1 protein-coding gene is annotated in these 255 nt (G+C 77.6%); it reads right to left on the bottom strand.

Annotated features, from left to right (window positions below):
* A partial coding sequence (locus ACLIYP_RS30945) for a hypothetical protein (protein ID WP_412716361.1) occupies positions 1-255 on the bottom strand: 255 nt, incomplete at both ends.

Here is a 255-nt window from a genome sequence, read left to right as displayed (position 1 = left end):
CGCGGATGGCCACCTGGTCCTCGCCGCCGGCCGGGGCGGCCAGCACGGCACGCAGGTGTGCGGCGCCGCGTTCGTCGAGCTGCTCGGGCAGGTCGACAAGTCCGCCCCAGCGGTCGGGGTGCTCCAGTGCGGCGACCCGGCCCAGGCCCCAGATCTGTGCCTGGGCGGGGTGGGCCAGCGGGTCGGAGCCGCCGGTGGTGACCGCGCCCTGGGTGACGCACCAGAGCGGAGCCTGGACGCCCGCGTCTCCGAGCG

This window comes from Streptomyces nanhaiensis (assembly GCF_046614825.1).
In the GTDB taxonomy this organism is placed as follows: Bacteria; Actinomycetota; Actinomycetes; order Streptomycetales; family Streptomycetaceae; genus Streptomyces; species Streptomyces radiopugnans.
The sequence above is the reverse complement of the archived record's forward strand: the minus strand, read 5'-3'. Positions and strand labels throughout refer to the sequence as shown.